Source organism: Bradyrhizobium sp. USDA3516 (genome assembly GCF_057651995.1).
In genome coordinates this window covers 65,519-83,155 of record NZ_JBYGYN010000006.1, presented here as the reverse complement: position 1 = coordinate 83,155, position 17,637 = coordinate 65,519, and the positions used below count along the sequence as shown (strand labels likewise).

The following is a 17,637-nucleotide window of genomic DNA, read 5'->3' as shown; positions in this document are numbered from 1 at the left end:
ACTCGCTATTCGCCATTCGCCACTCAGCCAAAAAACGTATCCGCCAGCAGCTTCAGATTCAAGATCACGATCACGCCCGCGACGATCCATGCGACCGCAGCGACGTATGTGGAAATCGCGAACTTGCCCATCTTGCGGCGGTCGGAGACGAAGCGCACCAAGGGGATGACCGCGAAGGGCAGCTGCATCGACAGAACGACCTGGCTGAACACCAGCAAATCGGCCGTGCCGCGCTCGCCATAGATGGCGGTGACGATGATCACGGGGACGATGGCGATGCCGCGCGTCAAGAGGCGGCGCGCCCAGCTCGGCAGGCGCAAATCGAGAAAGCCTTCCATCACGATCTGGCCGGCGAGCGTCGCCGTCACCGTCGAGTTGAGACCGGAGGCGAGCAGCGCCACCGCGAACAGTGTCGAGGCAATGCCGAGGCCGAGCAGCGGCGACAGCAACTCGAACGCCTGCTCAATCCCGGCAACGTCGGAATGGCCGCTCTTGTGGAAGGTCGCGGCGGCCACGACGAGGATCGCGGCGTTGATGAACAGCGCCAGCATCAGGGCGATGGTCGAGTCCGTCGTCGCCCATTTGATTGCTTCGCGCCGGCCCGTGTCGTTGCGTTCATAGGCTCGTGTCTGCACGATCGAGGAGTGCAGATAGAGATTATGCGGCATCACGGTCGCGCCGATGATGCCGATGGCGATGTAGAGCATTTCAGGATTGGTGAAGATCTCGCTCTTCGGCATGAAGCCGTGCAGCACCTCTGCCACCGGCGGCGCCGCGGCCACGATCTGGACGGCGAAGCAGACAGCGATCACCACGAGCAGCGCGATGACGAAGGCCTCGAGGAAGCGGAAGCCGCGATTCATCAGGATGAGCAGCAGGAAAGCATCGAGCGCGGCGATCAGCGCCCCGCCGATCAGCGGAATGCCAAACAGGAGCTTCAGCGCGATCGCGGTGCCGATGACCTCGGCGAGATCGCAGGCGATGATCGCTGCCTCGCAGGCGAGCCAGAGCAGGAAATTCACCGTCGGCGAATAGGTGGCGCGGCAGGCCTGCGCGAGGTCGCGGTCGGTGACGATGCCGAGCCGAGCCGCCAGGGATTGCAGCAGGATCGCCATCAAATTCGAGAGCAGGATGACCGCAAGCAGCGTGTAGCCGAACTTCGACCCGCCGGCGAGGTCGGTCGCCCAATTGCCGGGGTCCATATAGCCGACCGAGACGAGATAGCCCGGACCGACGAAGGCCAGCAGCCGTCGCGACCAGTGGCCCGCGGCCGGAATGGCGACTGTGGAATTGACCTCGGCGAGGCTCTTGGTAGTGGGGGCGTCGGTGCGCCAGCCGGCGAGGTCGGGAGTCATGCGGGGAGATCGGGCATCCATGTCGGCAGAATACCCAACTTCGTTCTTATTGCAACTCATTTGCAACTGCATCTAGCGGGCAAACGTTACCGCCGCGGATCGTGGGAAATCGCCTCTTGTCGGGAAGCGGGTGGGTCTGGTGGTCATCGGGGGCCAACATTGGCGCAAATTTGCCTTAGCAGGATATGCGCCATGTCAATGTCCCCTCGCCTCCCGGACACCTTCAACCGCCTCGCCTGGTCCAATCTCGCGGCGCAGTCGGCGGAGCAGATCGCGCTCGCGGCAGCGCCCATGGTTGCCGTGCTGACGCTGGGGGTGGCCGAAGGCCAGACCGGCCTACTGCAGACCGCGCTCACCCTGCCCTTCGTCCTGTTCGCCATCCCCGCCGGCGTGCTTGCCGACCGCATTTCCCGCCGCAGGCTGATGGCGAGCGCCGAGGCGCTGCGGGCGGCGGCGCTCGCGGCCGTCGTGCTGCTGCTCGCGCTGGGAGCTCTCAACCTGCCGCTGCTGGCCCTGCTCGGTTTCGCCGCGGTGTGCGGCACCGTGGTTTACAGCGTGGCAGCACCGGCGCTGGTGCCCTTGCTGGTGAGTTCCGACCTGCTGCCGGCGGCGAATGCGCGCGTCGAGCTCGCGCGCACCATCGCCTTCGCCAGCGGCCCCGCCCTCGGCGGTGCGCTGGTGGGATGGTGGGGAGCGAGCCCGGCGTTCGGCTTTGCCGCGGCGCTCTCGGCCATCGCGGTCGTGCTGCTCTCCGGCGTCTACGAGCCCGCACGTGCGCCGGCGCCGCGGCGGCATCCGCTCCAAGAGATCCGCGAAGGCGCGGCCTTCGTGTTTCACCACCCACTGCTGCGGCCGGTCTTCATCACCCAGTTCATCTTCAACACCGGCTGGTTCCTGCAGATCGCGGTGTTCGTGCCCTACGCCGTGCGCCATCTCGGTCTGAGCGCCGCCGGTGTCGGCACGGTGCTGACGATGTACGGCGTCGGCATGGTGATCGGCGCGCTGCTCGCGACGCGTGTGATGAAGCGCATCGCCTTTGGCACCGTGGTGGGGCTCGGCCCGGTCACCGGCTTCGTCGCCGCCCTGGTGATGGCGCTGACGGTGCTGGTCCCCTCGCCCTGGCTCGCGGGCTTGAGCTTCTTCCTGCTCGGCGTCGGCCCGATCCTGTGGGTGATCTCGACCACGACGCTGCGCCAGTCCGTGACGCCGCCGCGCCTGCTCGGCCGCGTCTCCGCCATCAACATCATGAGCTACGGCGCCCGCCCGCTCGGTTCAGTGCTGGGCGCGCTCGTCGGCGGCCTCTGGAGCGCGGAAGCATGCCTCTATCTCGCCGCTGCATTGTTCGGCGTGCAGGCGGTGGTGATCCTGCTGTCACCGGCGGTGGGACTGGACCGGCAGCCGGACATGGTGGGAGACGAGGTGGCGGCGGGGTGCTGAGCACAATTGTCATTGCTTCCGTCTTCGCCAAGGCTTCGGCGGACAAGTCGCTGCGCGCGCAATGACGGAGTATGTTGGCGCAGCCTGCCCTAGCCCGCCAGATAGCGCTCGTAGCTGCCCCTGACCGGCTCGCTCGCGTCGACTTCCGGATCGAGCGTGTAGAGATCCTGCGCGCGGCCGATGCCACGCAACGCGTAGCGGCCGGTGGAGACGAGATAGCGGCGGCCGGCGGCATCCAAGCCCTTGTAGAATTCGGACGAGGCCAAGAGCTCGCGATCGACCGAGCGGCTCATTGAAGCGATGCGGCTGACCTCGTTGACGGTCGGGCCGACCACGGTGAAATCAAGCCGGTCCTCGCTGCCGATATTGCCGTAGAAGACCTCGCCGACATGCAGCCCGATATAGGCCGACGTGGTCGGACGGCCCTCCGCCGCACGCCGCTCGTTCAGCGCGGCGACGTTCTTGCGGAACAGGTGCTCGGCGCGGAGCGCCGCACGCCGCGCATCCGCCATGTCCTCGCCCCAGAACATCGCGAGCACCCCGTCGCCGATCAGCTTCAGCACGTCGCCGCCGGCTTCGTGGATCGGATCGATCACGGCCTGCGCATAGTCGTTGAGGAATGGGATGATCTCGTCGGGACCGATGCTCTCGCTGATCCCGGTCGAGCCGCGCAGGTCCGAATACCAAAGCACGGCGTTGATGCGCTCGGTAACGCCGCGCGAGATGCGCCCGCGCAGCACCTGCTCGGAGGCGTCGCGGCCGAGATAGACGCGGCCGAGCGTGCGCGCGATGTCGACCTGCTGCGCCGACTTGATTGCGAGCCCCAACACCGGAACCAGATCGCGCAACGCTTCCAGCTCCAGTCCGGAGAACCCGCTCGCGCGGCGGGTGGTCCAGCAGGAATAGAGGCAATCCATCAGGCCGAGCGCGCCGTTCTCGCCGAAGCGATGGACGAAGGCGAGATAGTGCTTGTGGCCCTTCTCGGCGAGCTCGTTGATCTGCGAGAAATCCAGCGACGGCGCATCGGCGAGATCGATCACCATCTCGTCGTCGCCATTCTCGAGCATGTGGAAGAACACCGAGCGTCGCCAGCTCTTGGCAGCGTCGCCGTCTGCGGTCGAGCCGTATTCGAAGGCATCGCTCTCGTTGCTGGGACGATCGCTCCAGCGGAAGCCGCGGCCTTCATAGATCGGATGCAGCGTGTCGATGACGACGAGGCCACGCGATAGTTCCAGCCCTTCGGCGCAGCAGCGCTCGCAGAAGCCGCGGAGCAGTTCATTTTCAGGCAGGCCCGTGAGCCCCTGGCCGGTCAGCCAGTTCATCAGCGTAAGGCGCGAGGTCAATTGCATGCGCCATTATGGCGTGCATTCGTGACGAGCGGAAGGCGGATGTCTGCATACAACCAAAAGGCTCCCCGCCCGCAGCAGGTCGAATATGCCGCAGACGCGGTTGACGCGCTCGCGTCGCAAGCTGCAAATGCGCCGATGACACGGCCGATCAGAAATACGAGGACATGACCCAGCGCCAGCTTCCGATCATCCTGGCGCTCGGCACCACGCAGACCCTGGCCTGGGCCTCCAGCTATTATCTGCCGGCGCTGCTCGCCGATCCCATGGGGCGCGAGCTCGGCGTCTCCTCCAACTGGATCTTCGGTGCGTTTTCGGCGGCGCTGGTGATCTCCGCAATGCTCGGCCCGCGCATTGGACGGCAGATCGATCTCGTCGGCGGCCGTCAGGTGCTGTCGGCGTCCAACGTGACCGTTGCCGCCGGCCTCGTGCTCCTTGGCATCTCGCAGTCGGTGATGGTGATGGCGATCGCCTGGCTGGTGCTCGGCATCGGCATGGCGATGGGGCTCTACGATGCCGCCTTCGCCGCTTTGGGGCGCATCTACGGCACCGAGGCGCGCAGGCCGATCACCGGCATCACGCTGATGGCGGGCTTCGCCTCCACCGTCGGTTGGCCGCTCACCGCCTGGGGCCTCGCCCATATCGGCTGGCGCGAAACCTGTTTTGCCTGGGCCGCCGCCAACATCCTGATCGGCCTGCCGCTCAATTTCTTCATGCTGCCGGCGATCAAGGGCGCCAAGCAGGCGGCGGCCACGGCCACGAAGCCGCATGTACCGCTCGACCGCACCATGATCTTGCTCGCCTTCATCTTCGCGGCGGTCTGGACCGTCACCGGCGCGATGGCCGCGCATTTCCCGCGCATCCTGGAGACGACGGGGGCGACGCCGGCCGAGGCGATCGCGGCCGGTGCATTGATCGGGCCGGCGCAAGTCGGTGCACGCATGCTGGAGGCCGGCTTCCTCAGCCGCTTCCATCCGCTGTGGTCGACGCGGCTCGCCTGCCTCACCCACCCGCTCGGCGCCGTGATCGTCGCGATCTTCGGCGGCGCTGCGGCGAGCGCCTTCGCGTTGTTCCACGGCTCCGGCAACGGCATTCTGACCATCGCCCGCGGCACCCTGCCGCTGTCGGTCTTCGGCCCGAAGGATTTCGGCTATCGGCTCGGCATCATCGGCGCACCGGCACGGATGGCGCAGGCAGTGGCGCCGCTCGCCTTCGGCCTGCTCATCGACCTCATGGGTGCCAAGGTGCTGATCGTCTCATCCGCGCTCAGCCTCTCGGCGCTGGCCGCGCTGTTCCTGATCCGCCCCGACCGGCGGCCGGATTGACCAGACCTGAGCTTTCGCGCACAAGCGGGCCATGAGCGACGACAACAGCCCGCCCCGCACCTTCAAAGGCTTCCTGCGCTGGGCGACCACGCCGCCACAGGCCTGGGCCGTCTATCTGCTCGCGATTCTCCTGGTCTGGCTGGTCTCGTTCTATGCCGGCACGCTGAAACCGAAGAAGACGCCGGAAGCGAGCCCGCCGACAGCAACCGCTCCGAAGGGCTGATCCCTCACGTCAATGCGGGCAGGTCTCGACCTCGACCGTGACGTGGCTGAGGCCCTTCAGCCCCGCGAGCCGCCGCTTGTAGACGGCCGGCTGCTTCGGCTTGTCCGACACCACCGAAAGCAGCACAGCACAATGTCCGGGGCCGACCTGCCAGAGATGCAGGTCGGTCACGCGATCCTCGCCGACCTCCATGCGGGCGCGGATCAACCGCTCCAGCTTCTCGTCGGCGCGCACGTCGAGCAGCACCGCACCCGATGATTTGATCAGGCCGAATGCCCAGCTCGCGATCACGGCGCTGCCGATCAGGCCCACCGCCGGGTCGGCCCAGACCCAGCCCGAATACATCGCGACGGCGAGTGCCGCGATCGCCAGCACGGACGTCGCGGCATCGGTCATGACATGGACATAGGCAGCGCGAAGGTTGTTGTCGTGGTGATGGTGGTGATGATCGCGCTCGTGGTCATGCTCGGCGTGGTCATCATGCGCATGGCCATGGCCGTGGTGATGATCGTGGCTGTCGCGCAGCAGCCACGCGCTGGCGAGATTGACGCAGAGGCCGAGAGCCGCCACCGCCATCGCCTCGCCGTAGACGATCGGCACCGGATTGATCAGCCGCAGCACGCTCTCATAGGCGATCTCGACCGCGATCAGGCCGAGGATGATCGCACTCGCGAAGGCGGCGAGATCGCCGAACTTGCCGGTGCCGAAGGTGAAATGCGCATTCCCCAGATGCCGCCGCGCGAAACGGTAGGCGAAGGCCGCAATGCCGAGCGCTGCCGCATGGGTGCCCATGTGCCAGCCGTCGGCGAGCAGCGCCATCGAACCGAACAGCGAGCCGGCAACGATCTCGCCGATCATCATGACCAGCGTCAGCACGACCACGAACCAGGTGCGGCGCTCGTTGTCGTCGTGCTTCTCGCCCAGGAAGGCGTGGTCATGGGTCCATTGTTCGATGGAATGGGAATGCATCGAATTCTCCCGAACATTCAGGTCCGTTGGCCTCCAATATAGACGTCAGGCACCAATTTTCTAAGCACCAATCGTCCCGCGGATTGACAGCGCTTCTTAGTTTCGCTGTAATCTGCATCATGGGGATTTGAGCGATCTCCCCACGAGGCGACAGGCCCAAGCATCGCGTCCCGTTCGTTTTTTGCGAGGACGCAAACATGCCTACATTCACGACCATCTCATCCGACAAAATGGCACGGCTGATCGGCACGGCGAACGCGCCTGTCCTGATCGATGTGCGCACCGAGCAGGATTTCGCCGCCGACCGGCGGCTGATTCCCGGCGCCATCAAGCTCAGCCACGACAACGTGGCGGATTGGGGCGGCGCCTTCGCCGGCCGCCGCGCCGTGGTGTCCTGCCTCCGCGGCGAGAAGCTCGCGCAAGGCACCGCGGCCTGGTTACGCCAGCTCGGCGCGCAGGCCGAAACGCTGGAGGGCGGCTTCGAAGGCTGGAAGGCGGCCAAGCTGCCGCTGGTCGACGCCCGCAAGCTGCCGCCGCGCGATGCCAAGGGGCGCACCGTCTGGGTGACGCGGGCGCGGCCGAAGGTCGACCGCATCGCCTGCCCGTGGCTGATCCGCCGCTTCATCGACCCGAACGCGGTGTTCCTCTATGTCGCACCGTCCGAGGTGGTCGCCGTCGGCGAGCGGTTCAATGCGGCGCCCTTCGACATCGAGAACGTGTTCTGGAGCCACCGCGGCGAGCTCTGCACCTTCGACGTGATGATCGAGGAGTTCGGCATTGCAACTCCGCCCCTGCTGCGTCTCGCGACGCTGGTGCGCGGCGCCGACACCGCGCGACCCGAGCTCGCGCCGGAGGCGCCCGGCCTGCTCGCGGCCTCGCTCGGCCTGTCGCGGATGTATGACGACGACCTCGAGCAGCTCGAGGCCGGCATGCTGCTCTATGATGCCTTCTACCGCTGGTGCCGCGACGCCACTACCGAGACTCACAACTGGCCGACCAACAAGGTGAAGGCGTAATGGACGTTCGCGCCGATCAAACGGGAGCTGGTGCCGGTCACGGCATCAGCTTCAACGAAGCTTTCCGCGTCTGGCTCCGTGTCGCCTGCCTGAGCTTTGGCGGGCCCGCGGGCCAGATCGCGGTGATGCACCGCATCCTGGTCGAGGAGAAGAAGTGGATCTCCGAAGGCCGTTTCCTGCACGCGCTGAACTATTGCATGCTGCTGCCGGGACCTGAGGCGCAGCAGCTCGCGACCTATGTCGGCTGGCTGATGCATCGCACCGCCGGCGGGCTGATGGCGGGCGGGCTGTTCATCCTGCCCGGCATCATCGCCATCATGGGTCTCAGCTACATCTATGCCGCCTTCGGCAATGTCAGCATCATTGAGGCGCTGTTCTTCGGGCTCAAGGCTGCCGTGCTCGCCATTGTCGTCGAGGCCGTGGTGCGGGTCGGCAAGCGCGCGTTGAAGAACCGCATCATGATCGCGCTCGCAGGCATCGCCTTCGTCGCGATCTTCTTCTTCGCGGTCCCCTTCCCGATCATCATCATCGCCGCCGGCCTCATCGGTTATGCCGGCGCCCGAAGCGGCCGCATCGAGTTCGCGCCGGCCGGTCACGGCCATGGCAGCGGCGGCGCGATCGACAGCATGCTGGGCGAGGCCGTGCCCGATCACGTCCGGCCCAACACGGCGCGCGCGATCCGCGTCGGTGCATTGTGGCTGGCGCTTTGGCTGGTGCCAGTGATCGCGCTGCTGATGGCCTTCGGCCAAGCCAACGTATTCAGCCAGATCGCCTTGTTCTTCTCGAAGATGGCGCTGGTCACGTTCGGCGGCGCCTATGCGGTGCTGGCCTATGTCGCCCAGCAGGCGGTCGAGCATTATCATTGGCTCAAGCCGCATGAGATGCTGGACGGTCTCGGCATGGCCGAGACCACGCCGGGCCCGCTGATCATGGTGCTGCAATTCGTGGGCTTCATGGCGGCCTATCGCGACCCGAGCGGCCTGTCGCCGATGCTCGCGGCCACGCTGGGCGGCCTGCTCGCGACCTGGGTCACCTTCACGCCCTGCTTCCTCTGGATCTTCGTCGGCGCGCCCTATATCGAGCGCCTGCGCGGCAACACCGGCCTTGCCGGTGCGCTCAGTGCGATCACCGCCGCCGTGGTCGGCGTGATCCTCAACCTCTCGATCTGGTTCGCGCTGCACACGCTGTTTCGCGAGACCGTGCCGGTGAATGCGTTTCCGCTGAACTTCGACATGCCGGTGCTGAGAAGCGTCGACGTGCCGGCGCTGGTGCTGGCGATCGCGGCGGCCACCGCGATCTTCCGCTTCAAGCTCGGCATGCTGACGGTGCTGGCGAGCAGCTGCGCGGCGGGCGTGGCGCTGCGGCTGGCGGGGGTGATCTGATGCCAGGGATGTGACTTATCGTGAGGCCAGGATGTGTTGGAACGCCGCGGCTGAACGCCAACTAAGCAGGCGGGGCGTTTGGAGAAAAAGCAATGCGTTTCATTTTGGCTTTGAGTCTTCTGATCACCTTGGGCGGCGTTGCCGACGCGGCACAGGTGCATCATCAGCACCGGCGGCATGCGACTGTTCATACCAAGCAGGGCATGATCCCGCCGGGTGCCGCTTCAGGCTTTGCCTACGTGCCACCTCCGGCGGCCCCCCACGGGGAAGCGACCTACCCTGGCGCAACTGAGCCGTATTTCGGCGCTTCTCAAGGTTACGCGCCCGGCGAAAAGGAACGTTTCCTCCGCAGTTTGTTCAGCCCGTAGCGACTTTCGTTGACGCCCCGCAGAGCAGCGCGAGAAGCTGCAGGGTTGCACCCCCGCAGCTTCCCTTCTTCAGCTCACAAAGCGTGGTTGTCGTCATCGACCGGTTGGATCGTTGGACCCGCCAGGACGGATGGTCTGGGGGCCACCCTGACCGGTGCCTGCCCCGCTCCCGGCGGCGGACCCACTGGTGCTCCCGCTGGACCCTCCGGTTCCAGCTGCCGCGCCGCTCGTTCCGCCGGCTCCGCTCGTTCCGCTACCCGAACCGGCGCCGGTTCCTCCAGCGCTGGCGCCCGCACCCGCGCCGCCCGCTCCGCCTGCGCCGCCCGCGCCTCCGCCCGCCTGCGCATGAGCGAAGCCGATCGACGCGCCAGCAAGCAACGCACACATGGCTACTGAGAAGATTGTCTTTCGCATTGTTCAAACTCCGATTGACGATGACATGCCAATCGAAGCCGCCTGCAAACGTTCCTAATGATATTCGTCCGTGGTCTTCGACATTTGTAGGAACGATGTCGCGCAACGTTGAATTGATTCCGGTCCCGCGGCCACTCGACGCACCCTCTCGCGAAGCGCGCATGACCCATCATGGCGGCTTCAATCCTGGCCGCCGGCTACCGCATCATCATCCGCGCGATCGCTTCTCCGATCACCACCGTCGTGAAGTGCGTGTTGGCGCGGCAATCGGACGGCATGATCGAGGCGTCGGCGACGCGCAGGCCGCTGATCCCTTTCACGGTGCCGTCGGGATTGACCACGCCATCGGGATCGTTCACGCCGCTCATGCGGCAGCTGCCGGCGGCATGCTGGATGTCGCCGGTCTCACGGCGCAGCACCGCGTCGAGCTCGTGATCCGGCAGGCTGGCGGCCTGCGGCAGAGTCAAATCCGTGTCGGCGAGCCGGATCCAGTCGGCCATGCCCGACAGCGCCGGCTGCGACGTGATGACCGCGAGGCGTTTCACCGCATCCATCATGCGCAGCATGTCGCGCGGATCGGCCAGCATGTTCTCCTCGACGACCGGATCGATTGCAGGATCGGTCGAGGCCAGCTTGAGCGTTCCACGCGAATAAGCGTTGAACAACCCCGCGCCAATCGCACCGGGGTTACCGATGCCGCGATGATTGAAGGCGATCAGGATCATGTCACGCTTGCCACCATTGGCGAGGCCCGAGGAATAGGTCACGCAGCAATTGGTGTGGCGCGTATCCGGATCGGTGGGGCGAAGCTCGTCCCGGAGCTGGATCGTGGCGCGAAACAGCGGGTGGTCGAAGAAATGGCGGCCGACCGGCAGATCGCGGGCGACGCCGATCCCCATCGCCTTCAATTCCTCGGCCGGCCCGATGCCCGAGCGCAGCAGGATCGCCGGACTGTGGATGGCACCGGCGCACAGCACGATCTGGCGTGCGCTGATCTCGTGGGTGTCCTGCCCCTCGATTTGAACGCGGACGCCGATCGCCCGTCCGTCGCTGATCAGCACGCGATCGACCAGCGCATCCCCGCGGATCTCCAGATTGGCGCGCCCGCGCGCGGGCTCGAGATAGCCCTCGTTGGTGGTGATGCGGCGCAAGTTGCGGCTGTTGATGGGGTAGCACGCAACACCCTCGCCGTCCGGACCATTGACGTCGGCGCACCAGGGATAGCCGCTCGCCAGCGCCGCATCGCGCAAGCCGCGGTCGATCGGGCCCCACTTTTCCAGAGGCGCGCGGTAGACCGGCAGCGGCCCGCCGCGGCCGTGGCCAGCGGCATCGCCGAATTCCAGATCGTCCTCGATCACCGAGAACAGCGGCATCACCTCTTTCGCCGACCAGCCGGTGCAGCCATTGGCCGCCCATTCGTCGAACGCATCGGCAACGCCGCGGATTGCGATCTGGCCGTTCATCATCGACGAGCCGCCGAGCCCCTTGCCGCGCCAGTAGAAGCGCGGCTCCTGCCCTGCGACGCGGCGCGTCAGAAGATCGGGCCATTGCCATTTCTCCTGATACTCGCGCTTGTGGATGATCGGGATCGGATTCGGCGTCCGCACCTCCCAGGGCGCTTCATCGGCGCGCCAGTCGCGCCCCGCCTCGAGCAGCAGCACGCGGCGGGCCGGATCTTCGGAGAGCCGTGCGGCGACTGCGGCGCCGGCGGAGCCGCCGCCGACAACAATGACATCGTACATCGCGTTACTTCTCGACGTTCCAGAACACCGGGATGGCGGACGGTATCAGACCGCGCAGGGTGGCGCGATAGGCGGTCGGCTGGGCGAACTGACCCCACGGGATTCCGGGCGCCTGATCGTACATGACGGCCTGGATCTCGCCCGCGATCTTCTTCCGGTCGGCCTCGGCCGGAGCCTTGGCGAAGGCTTCCATCAGCGGGGTGATGCGCGCATCGCATTGCCAGCCGGTGAAGTCGGCACAGTTGAAGGCGACCATGACATTGGTCAGCGGCGAGCCCAGATCGAAGCCGCCGGCGTGGACGCCATAGACGCTCCAGCCCTCCTTCTTGGCGCGGCGCGCCAGCACGCTCGCCCAGTCCATCACCTGCAGATCGACGTTGAAACCGGCAGCCTTCAGCCGCTCGGCGAGCACCTGCGCCGAAACGCGCGGCGCTTCGAGGTCGTTGGCCTGCATCACGACGACGGGCTCGCCGGCATATTTGGTCGCCTTCAGCGCAGCCCTCGCCGCTTCGATCGAGGGCTTTGCGGCGGCTTCCGTGCCGGCCTTGCTCTCGTATGTGGTGCCGCAGGTGAAATAGGTCGCGCACGGCGTGGCGTATTTGGCGTCGAGCCCGAGCGCATCCAGCACTTCGCGCTGGTCGACCAGCTTCCACAGCACGCGGCGGATTTCCGGATCATCGAACGGCTTCGATGCGGCGTTGAGACGGTAGGCACCGGCGAACATGTTGCCGCCGGTAAAGTTGACGAGCTTGACGCGCGTGTTCTTCTCCAGCTGCGGCAACAGATCGAATGGCGCGTACTGCATGAAATCGACTTCGCCGGCCTGCAGCGCAGAGGCGGCGGTCGCACCATCGGGAATGACGCGGATCTCGAGCGTGTCGACATTGACGCGCTTGCCGCCGGCCAGGAAGTCCGCGGGCTCGGGGCGCGGCACATAGTCGCCGAACTTCTTCAGGATCATGCGGTCGCCGGTGCGGTGATCGGCCTTGCTGTAGACGAACGGTCCGGAGCCGACGATCTCGGCGATGCGCTGGTCGCCGGGTGTCTTCGCGACGCGCTCGGGCATCATGAAAGCGACCGGGCTGACAGGATTGCCGAGCGCGTCGATGACGAGGCCAGACGGCTCCCTCAGCGTCAGCACGAAGGTTTTCGCATCGGACGGCTCGAGCGAAGCCGTGATCGCGAAAATGCGGCGGCCAAGCGCGCTGCGGGTGCCCCAGCGACGCAGCGAGGCCACGCAGTCTGCTGATGTGACCGGCTGGCCGTCATGCCATTTGAGGCCGTCGCGCAGCGTGAACGTATAGGTCAAGCCATCGGGCGAGATTTTCCAGTCCTGCACCATTTGCGGCTTGATGTCGCCCTTGGCATCCTTCGCAAACAACGTGTCGAACACCATGTAGCCGAACGTGCGCGAAATATAGGCCGTGGAGAAATGCGGATCGAGCGTGACGATCTCCGCCTCGAGCACCGCGACGAGATTGCCCGCCGCATGCGCGGGCGCCGCCACCAGCGCAACGCCGAACAGCGCGGGAATGAAAGCCTTCAGTTTGAGCATTGGGGTGTTCTTGCCTTTTGACCAGCCGTTTGCAGTCGTCAGGAAAAGCAATGTTCGTGCCCGCACGTATGCGCTCATAGCTAGCTGCCACGCGTTTGCGCGCCACACCCGCGCTGTCATCGCCCGGTTGACCGGCGATCCAGCATTCCAGAGACAGTGATGGATACGGAGAAGCCGCGGCGTACTGGATGCCCCGCCCCGCGCGCAATTGCGCGCTAGGCGGGGCATGACAGCGTTGTTGTAGCGACAGTTGGGGCCTATGTCCTACCCGATTACGCGGCCGAACTTGTTCGACTTCGGGAAACCCTTCGGCGGCAGGCGGCCGGCGTCGGCGCGCGTGCCCTGCCACTCCGCCAGCTCCTTCATGGTCGCGGAGAATTCGCGTCCTGCGGAATCCTTCCAGGTCAGGCCGGCCTTGGCGTCGAACACCGCAACGTCGGACAGGCCGCCGTCCTTGTATTTCTGCAGGCGCACGCCGCGGCCGCGGGCCATTTCCGGCACCTGGTCGAGCGGGAAGACCAGCATCTTGCGGTTCTCGCCGATGACCGCGACGGTGTCGCCTGTCACTTCGGTGATCGCGCGCGCCTCGTTCGGCATCTCGACGTTGAGGACCTGCTTGCCCTTCTTGGTGGTGCCGACGCAATCATCCTCGTTGACGACGAAGCCCTGGCCTTCGTGGCTGGCGACCAGGAACTTGCGTCCGCCCTTGTTGACGAACAGGGCGACGGGCGCGGCCTCCTGCTCCAAATCGATGAACAGGCGGATCGGCTCGCCATGGCCGCGGCCACCCGGCAGCTTCGCAACGTCGAGCGAGTAGAACTTGCCGTTGGTGGCGAACAGCAGCAGCTTCGAGGTCGTCTCGGCGAAGAAGGCGAAGCCGAGCTTGTCGTCCTGCTTGAAGGCGAGGCCCGAGAGATCCTCGACGTGCCCCTTCATGGTGCGGATCCAGCCCTTGTCGGAGACGACCACCGTCACCGGCTCGCGCTCGACGAAGGCCTCCTCGATCGCGGCGAGGTCGTGCTCGGGTGCATCCGCAAAGGTGGTGCGGCGCTTGCCCAGCGCCGTCTTCGGTCCGAACATGTCGCGGACCTTGCCGACCTGCTCGCCGACCTTCTTCCACTGCTCGGGCTCTGAGGCGAGCACCGCGTTGATGCCCTTGAGCTCGGCGCGGAGGTTCTTGTCTTCGGTGCGGATCTCCATCTCCTCGAGCTTGCGCAAGGAGCGCAGGCGCATGTTGAGGATGGCTTCCGCCTGTACCTCGGTGAGCTTGAACGCCTTCATCAGCTCGGGCTTCGGCTCGTCCTCGGTGCGGATGATCCGGATCACCTTGTCGATGTTCAGATAGGCGATCAGGAAGCCGCCGAGCACTTCCAGCCGGTGCTCGATCTGCGCCTTGCGGTAGTTGCTGCGGCGGATCAGCACGTCGCGCAGATGGTCGAGCCATTCGCGCAAGCACTCCGCGAGCCCCACCACCTTGGGGATGCGGCCCTTGATCAGGACGTTGAGGTTCAGCGGAATCTTGTTCTCGAGCTCGGTGAGGCGGAACAGCGATTCCATCATCAGCACCGGATCGACGTTCTTCGACTTCGGCTCAATCACGATGCGGACGTCTTCCGCCGACTCGTCCCTGATGTCGCCGACCAGCGGCAGCTTCTTCTGGTCCAGCAGCTCGGCGACCTTTTCGATCAGCCGCGACTTCTGCACCAGGAACGGGATCTCGGTGACCACGACGACCCAGGTGCCGCGCGCGCCCTCCTCCTGCGTCCATCGCGCCCGGACGCGGAACGAGCCGCGGCCGGTGGTGTAGGCCTCGGCGATCGCCTGCTTGGAATCGACGATGATGCCGCCGGTCGGGAAATCCGGACCCTTGACCCACTTCAAGAGCGCCTTCGACTTTGCGTCGGGCTTCTCGATCAGGTGCAGCGCGGCATCGCACAGCTCGGCGGCGTTGTGCGGCGGGATCGAGGTCGCCATGCCGACGGCGATTCCCTGCGCGCCGTTGGCGAGCAGGTTCGGGAAGCCACCCGGCAGCACGATGGGCTCTTTCGACTGGCCGTCGTAATTGGCGCGGAATTCGACCCCGTCCTCGTCGATGCCCTCGAGCAGAAGCCGCGCGACGTCGGTCATGCGCGCTTCGGTGTAGCGGTAGGCGGCGGGGTTATCGCCGTCGATATTGCCGAAATTGCCCTGGCCGTCGACCAGCGGATAGCGCGAGGAGAAATCCTGCGCGAGGCGGACCATGGCGTCGTAGATCGCCTGGTCGCCGTGCGGATGGAACGAGCCCATCACGTCGCCGACGATCTTGGCCGATTTCTTGAAGGCCGTGCCGGGGTCGAGCCTGAGCAGGCGCATGCCATAGAGGATGCGCCGGTGCACCGGCTTCAGGCCGTCGCGCGCGTCCGGCAGCGCACGGTGCATGATGGTGGAGAGCGCATAAGCGAGATAGCGCTCTTCCAGCGCTTCCTGCAGCCGGACCTCGTGGATTTCAGCCGGTTCTTCCGGCGGAACGATTCGTTTTCCCATGCCGCCCGGTTAAACCGTGGAAGCGAATCGGGCAAGGATCGAATGGTTCCCTGTGGGCGGCCTGCTAGCCTGCCCAGCCGGCTGTGACGGTCTGGGTTGAGGCTGGACCAGGTGTTTGGGCAGGCGCCGGCGCATTGGTCAGGCAACGGCGGGCGGCCTCGATCTCGGCCTCGGTCGCACCATGGAACCGCGCCCATGTCTCTGCGGCGGCAGCGGAATATTTCGCCACGTAATATCGCACCACCGTACACGAGGCCCGGCGAAAGACCCCGGGCTGCGGCTCACCGGCCATGGCGTCGGGCGTGAACGCAAGCAGCGTCGCGGACAAGGCGAATCCCCTGATCAACATTTGGGCTGTCCCCGATGTGGAACCTCAGGCCCAATCTGTTCACAACGATTTCGTTCCAGGGAACCGCATGCCACTGCGCAAGGCTGGAGGTCTATTACGTCATGACGCCGGGATCGCGGCCCTCGCCTGCTGGCGCATCAGGGCGTTGATGAAGCCGGCACGCGCATCGGAATGGCCTTGGCCGCGCGGCTCCAGCACGTGGCGGAGCAGGAACAGGCCGGTGAGCCGGAAGCCGTCCTGGAGATCCTGCTCGGTGAGATCGCCCGCGGTTTCGCCCTGGCGCAGGAACGGCGGCAGGCGCAGCAGCCGGTCGCGCCACGGCTCGCCGGCGCCCCGCGAGACCGCACCACCGGATTTCGGCGAGACATAGATCAGGTCCGTGGTCTCGCCGGTCACCGCACAATTGTCCAGCGCCAGGCCAAAACCCAGTTCAGTGAGCATCGCCAGCTCGAAATGGATCAGGTGCACGGCCGCGCTGCCGATGTCGTCGAAATCATCGAGCGAGTGCTCGAGCAGCGCAAAGATGTCTTCGTGCGGATCGCGCTCCGGCAACAGCCGCGCGATCGAGGCGAGATGGGTGACGCCGTAGACGCCGTGGGATGATGCCAACAGCGTCGCCGCGCGCAGCTTCAATCCCTCGATCGCATAGGTGCCCAGATGCTCGTCGAGCCGCGCCCGCCATACCGCACTGACGCTGTTCCCCGGCTGCAGCAGCGGCCGCATCCGCGAGCCGGCCCCGCCACGGACGAGGCCGAGATGCCGGCCATGCGCGCGCGTCAGCAGCTCGACGATGGCGCTGGATTCGCCATGCCGCCGCACCCCCAGCACGATGCCTTCGTCGGTCCATTCCATCCGCCAAATATAGCGCTATATATCTTGACGCAGAAGCTCGGAGACGCCCCGGATTACGATTGCAATGGACATCATTGGCGGTTTGATTGTCTCAATCTTCGAGTTGGTCGTCTGGCTGCTCTGGTGGGTTGTCTTCGGCGCACTGCCGGCCATTTTCTATTTCACGGCGCTGGCTCTGTTGTTCGCAGTCACGTTGGGCAAAGTCAGGGTCGAATTCCCCAAAGCCATGACCAGAATCGGTTGGACCGGCTTCCTTCAGATCACGCGCTCCAGCGCAGGCCGGGTGGTCCTGTCCCCCGCGCTTGGCGTGATCGTCGGCCTCGTGATCTGGGCCATCATCGTAAGCGCGGTTGTCATCGTCCACGCCTACCGGGCGTAACGACTCATGCGTTGAACCAGCCCTGCGCGTCGCCGCTGAAGGAGAAATACAGGCCCATGGTCGTCAGCGCGCAGGAGACGATCTCGATGGCGCTGTCGAGCTCCAGGCCCTTCTCGCCGATGATCTGGCCGAGCGAGATCACCGACAGCACCAGTGCCGCCCCCAGCACCCAGCGGGGCCAGTTCTTGCGATGATGCGCGGCCAGCCGGACGAGATAGAGCAGCAGGAGGATCATGCCGCCGGCGAGCAGAGTCCCGGTCATGATCATCTGCTCGGTCACCGCGGTGGTAGGCGTACGGTCCTGCACGGCGACCGAGACGGCGTCCAGCATCAACGATGCATAGAGCAGCGCTTCGAAGCGCTGGACGTTGGTGGGTAGGCTCATCGGATGTCGATCTTTTT

General features: G+C 65.8%; 16 protein-coding genes. 7 read left to right on the top strand and 9 right to left on the bottom strand.

Annotation, left to right across the window (positions count from 1 at the left end):
- Nucleotides 1-23 precede the first annotated feature (23 nt).
- Nucleotides 24-1,376 (bottom strand): Nramp family divalent metal transporter, encoded by a 1,353-nt coding sequence (locus tag AC24YW_RS19810; protein ID WP_487484304.1) that lies wholly within the window; start codon nucleotides 1,374-1,376, stop codon nucleotides 24-26.
- A 171-nt stretch (nucleotides 1,377-1,547) separates the two neighbouring features.
- On the opposite strand from AC24YW_RS19810, the gene AC24YW_RS19805 reads away from it, so the two are divergent.
- A complete protein-coding gene (locus tag AC24YW_RS19805; RefSeq protein WP_487484303.1) occupies nucleotides 1,548-2,792 on the top strand; it encodes an MFS transporter in 1,245 nt (414 codons plus the stop codon).
- A gap of 89 nt (nucleotides 2,793-2,881) precedes the next feature.
- Here the strand turns inward: AC24YW_RS19805 and AC24YW_RS19800 are convergent, their stop codons facing one another.
- The gene (locus tag AC24YW_RS19800) at nucleotides 2,882-4,141 is read right to left on the bottom strand and encodes an adenylate/guanylate cyclase domain-containing protein (RefSeq protein ID WP_487484302.1); all 1,260 of its coding nucleotides are present in this window, start codon (nucleotides 4,139-4,141) and stop codon (nucleotides 2,882-2,884) included.
- A 164-nt stretch (nucleotides 4,142-4,305) separates the two neighbouring features.
- Here AC24YW_RS19800 and AC24YW_RS19795 point away from each other — a divergent pair, with 164 nt between their 5' ends.
- Nucleotides 4,306-5,463, top strand: coding sequence for an MFS transporter (locus AC24YW_RS19795; protein ID WP_487484301.1), 1,158 nt, complete (start codon nucleotides 4,306-4,308; stop codon nucleotides 5,461-5,463).
- A 31-nt stretch (nucleotides 5,464-5,494) separates the two neighbouring features.
- Nucleotides 5,495-5,686: a hypothetical protein gene (locus tag AC24YW_RS19790; protein ID WP_487484300.1), complete on the top strand. Its 192-nt coding sequence runs from the start codon at nucleotides 5,495-5,497 to the stop codon at nucleotides 5,684-5,686.
- Nucleotides 5,687-5,695: 9 nt separating this feature from the next.
- On the opposite strand, the gene dmeF is transcribed toward AC24YW_RS19790, so the two are convergent.
- Nucleotides 5,696-6,655 (bottom strand): CDF family Co(II)/Ni(II) efflux transporter DmeF, encoded by a 960-nt coding sequence (gene dmeF, locus AC24YW_RS19785; protein ID WP_487484299.1) that lies wholly within the window; start codon nucleotides 6,653-6,655, stop codon nucleotides 5,696-5,698.
- 197 nt (nucleotides 6,656-6,852) lie between these two features.
- On the opposite strand from dmeF, the gene AC24YW_RS19780 reads away from it, so the two are divergent.
- The 3 genes from AC24YW_RS19780 (at nucleotide 6,853) to AC24YW_RS19770 (ending at nucleotide 9,421) form a co-directional block, all read left to right on the top strand.
- On the top strand, nucleotides 6,853-7,671 hold the full coding sequence (locus AC24YW_RS19780) for a chromate resistance protein ChrB domain-containing protein (protein WP_487484298.1): 819 nt from the start codon (nucleotides 6,853-6,855) through the stop codon (nucleotides 7,669-7,671).
- Nucleotides 7,671-9,053 (top strand): chromate efflux transporter, encoded by a 1,383-nt coding sequence (chrA, locus tag AC24YW_RS19775; RefSeq protein ID WP_487484297.1) that lies wholly within the window; start codon nucleotides 7,671-7,673, stop codon nucleotides 9,051-9,053. Before AC24YW_RS19780 ends, chrA begins: the two co-directional genes overlap by 1 nt.
- A 92-nt stretch (nucleotides 9,054-9,145) precedes the next feature.
- Nucleotides 9,146-9,421 carry a hypothetical protein gene (locus AC24YW_RS19770; RefSeq protein ID WP_487484296.1) on the top strand — a complete coding sequence of 92 codons (276 nt, stop codon included), beginning with the start codon at nucleotides 9,146-9,148 and terminating at the stop codon, nucleotides 9,419-9,421.
- Between the two features lie 611 nt (nucleotides 9,422-10,032).
- On the opposite strand, the gene AC24YW_RS19765 is transcribed toward AC24YW_RS19770, so the two are convergent.
- The 5 genes from AC24YW_RS19765 to recO all read right to left on the bottom strand — a co-directional run bounded on the left by AC24YW_RS19765 (nucleotide 10,033) and on the right by recO (nucleotide 16,856).
- On the bottom strand, nucleotides 10,033-11,577 hold the full coding sequence (locus AC24YW_RS19765; protein WP_487484295.1) for a GMC family oxidoreductase: 1,545 nt from the start codon (nucleotides 11,575-11,577) through the stop codon (nucleotides 10,033-10,035).
- A gap of 4 nt (nucleotides 11,578-11,581) precedes the next feature.
- Nucleotides 11,582-13,132, bottom strand: a complete 1,551-nt coding sequence (locus AC24YW_RS19760; protein ID WP_487484294.1) for an ABC transporter substrate-binding protein — start codon at nucleotides 13,130-13,132, stop codon at nucleotides 11,582-11,584.
- Between the two features lie 264 nt (nucleotides 13,133-13,396).
- The gene (gene parC, locus AC24YW_RS19755; RefSeq protein ID WP_487484293.1) at nucleotides 13,397-15,655 is read right to left on the bottom strand and encodes a DNA topoisomerase IV subunit A; all 2,259 of its coding nucleotides are present in this window, start codon (nucleotides 15,653-15,655) and stop codon (nucleotides 13,397-13,399) included.
- Nucleotides 15,656-15,719: 64 nt separating this feature from the next.
- Nucleotides 15,720-16,004: a hypothetical protein gene (locus tag AC24YW_RS19750; RefSeq protein WP_487484292.1), complete on the bottom strand. Its 285-nt coding sequence runs from the start codon at nucleotides 16,002-16,004 to the stop codon at nucleotides 15,720-15,722.
- 99 nt (nucleotides 16,005-16,103) lie between these two features.
- Entirely contained in the window at nucleotides 16,104-16,856 is a 753-nt protein-coding gene (recO, locus tag AC24YW_RS19745) for a DNA repair protein RecO (protein ID WP_487484291.1), read from the bottom strand.
- 64 nt (nucleotides 16,857-16,920) lie between these two features.
- Here recO and AC24YW_RS19740 point away from each other — a divergent pair, with 64 nt between their 5' ends.
- Nucleotides 16,921-17,235, top strand: a complete 315-nt coding sequence (locus AC24YW_RS19740; RefSeq protein WP_487484290.1) for a hypothetical protein — start codon at nucleotides 16,921-16,923, stop codon at nucleotides 17,233-17,235.
- Between the two features lie 4 nt (nucleotides 17,236-17,239).
- Here AC24YW_RS19740 and AC24YW_RS19735 read toward each other — a convergent pair whose 3' ends face one another.
- A complete protein-coding gene (locus AC24YW_RS19735; protein WP_487484289.1) occupies nucleotides 17,240-17,620 on the bottom strand; it encodes a hypothetical protein in 381 nt (126 codons plus the stop codon).
- Nucleotides 17,621-17,637 lie beyond the last annotated feature (17 nt).

What these genes read in the sequence shown, in the direction of transcription:
- AC24YW_RS19810 (WP_487484304.1), bottom strand. Translation starts at nt 1,376, where the DNA reads ATGGATGCCCGATCTCCCCGCATGACTCCCGACCTCGCCGGCTGGCGC.
- AC24YW_RS19805 (WP_487484303.1), top strand. Translation starts at nt 1,548, where the DNA reads ATGTCAATGTCCCCTCGCCTCCCGGACACCTTCAACCGCCTCGCCTGG.
- AC24YW_RS19800 (WP_487484302.1), bottom strand. Translation starts at nt 4,141, where the DNA reads ATGCAATTGACCTCGCGCCTTACGCTGATGAACTGGCTGACCGGCCAG.
- AC24YW_RS19795 (WP_487484301.1), top strand. Translation starts at nt 4,306, where the DNA reads ATGACCCAGCGCCAGCTTCCGATCATCCTGGCGCTCGGCACCACGCAG.
- AC24YW_RS19790 (WP_487484300.1), top strand. Translation starts at nt 5,495, where the DNA reads ATGAGCGACGACAACAGCCCGCCCCGCACCTTCAAAGGCTTCCTGCGC.
- dmeF (WP_487484299.1), bottom strand. Translation starts at nt 6,655, where the DNA reads ATGCATTCCCATTCCATCGAACAATGGACCCATGACCACGCCTTCCTG.
- AC24YW_RS19780 (WP_487484298.1), top strand. Translation starts at nt 6,853, where the DNA reads ATGCCTACATTCACGACCATCTCATCCGACAAAATGGCACGGCTGATC.
- chrA (WP_487484297.1), top strand. Translation starts at nt 7,671, where the DNA reads ATGGACGTTCGCGCCGATCAAACGGGAGCTGGTGCCGGTCACGGCATC.
- AC24YW_RS19770 (WP_487484296.1), top strand. Translation starts at nt 9,146, where the DNA reads ATGCGTTTCATTTTGGCTTTGAGTCTTCTGATCACCTTGGGCGGCGTT.
- AC24YW_RS19765 (WP_487484295.1), bottom strand. Translation starts at nt 11,577, where the DNA reads ATGTACGATGTCATTGTTGTCGGCGGCGGCTCCGCCGGCGCCGCAGTC.
- AC24YW_RS19760 (WP_487484294.1), bottom strand. Translation starts at nt 13,132, where the DNA reads ATGCTCAAACTGAAGGCTTTCATTCCCGCGCTGTTCGGCGTTGCGCTG.
- parC (WP_487484293.1), bottom strand. Translation starts at nt 15,655, where the DNA reads ATGGGAAAACGAATCGTTCCGCCGGAAGAACCGGCTGAAATCCACGAG.
- AC24YW_RS19750 (WP_487484292.1), bottom strand. Translation starts at nt 16,004, where the DNA reads ATGTTGATCAGGGGATTCGCCTTGTCCGCGACGCTGCTTGCGTTCACG.
- recO (WP_487484291.1), bottom strand. Translation starts at nt 16,856, where the DNA reads ATGGAATGGACCGACGAAGGCATCGTGCTGGGGGTGCGGCGGCATGGC.
- AC24YW_RS19740 (WP_487484290.1), top strand. Translation starts at nt 16,921, where the DNA reads ATGGACATCATTGGCGGTTTGATTGTCTCAATCTTCGAGTTGGTCGTC.
- AC24YW_RS19735 (WP_487484289.1), bottom strand. Translation starts at nt 17,620, where the DNA reads ATGAGCCTACCCACCAACGTCCAGCGCTTCGAAGCGCTGCTCTATGCA.